Origin of the sequence: Phaeodactylibacter xiamenensis, from assembly GCF_000759025.1 — a bacterium.
In the GTDB taxonomy this organism is placed as follows: Bacteria; Bacteroidota; Bacteroidia; order Chitinophagales; family Saprospiraceae; genus Phaeodactylibacter; species Phaeodactylibacter xiamenensis.
Map to the genome: position 1 here is coordinate 1 of NZ_JPOS01000044.1, position 908 is coordinate 908.

The 908-nt window shown below is 54.0% G+C and carries 1 protein-coding gene; it reads left to right on the forward strand.

Annotated elements, in window-relative coordinates:
• Positions 1 to 908: FG-GAP repeat domain-containing protein (locus IX84_RS18135; RefSeq protein ID WP_044223951.1), on the forward strand; the 908-nt coding region annotated here is incomplete at both ends.

Genomic DNA, 908 nt, shown 5'->3' on the forward strand with positions numbered 1-908 from the left:
TCCGATGATGGCTGTATGAACCTCTTCACGCAAGGCCAGACTGCCCGTATGCGGGCTTTGTTTGAGCCCGGTGGCGCCCGTGCCAGCCTGCTGAACTCTACCGCCTGCGGCACCCCCGTAACGCCTACCTGCAATGACGGCATCCAAAACGGCGATGAGACCGGCGTAGACTGCGGCGGAAGCCATTGCCCACCCTGTGCTGTGCCTTGTGCCGATCCGGGCTTTACGTCCAATACCATAACGACATCAGCGGATGGTGCTTGGTCCGTATACGCCATGGATTTGGACGGTGATGGCGACGCGGATGTATTATCGGCCTCTTTTAATGATTATAAGATAGCGTGGTACGAGAATGATGGCAGCGGCAATTTTGGTGCGCAGCAGGTCATAACGACATCAGCGGAAGGTGCTTGGTCCGTATACGCCATGGATTTGGACGGTGATGGCGACGCGGATGTATTATCGGCCTCATATAGTGATGATAAGATAGCGTGGTACGAGAATGACGGCAGCGGCAATTTTGGTGCGCAGCAGGTCATAACGACATCAGCGGATGGTGCCTATTCGGTATACGCCATGGATTTGGACGGTGATGGCGACGCGGATGTATTATCAGCCTCTGCGTTTGATGATAAGATAGCGTGGTACGAGAATGACGGCAGCGGCAATTTTGGTGCGCAGCAGGTCATAACGACATCAGCGGATGCTGCCAGGTCCGTATACGCCATGGATTTGGACGGTGATGGTGACGCGGATGTATTATCGGCCTCATCAAATGATGATAAGATAGCGTGGTACGAGAATGAGTGCACTACCACCCAGAATTGCCTTTCTGAAAACACGCTGCAAATCACCACCATCCAATCTGCGCCCCCTTTGGTGCTGGACGAAAACGGGGAGTGGTTTAC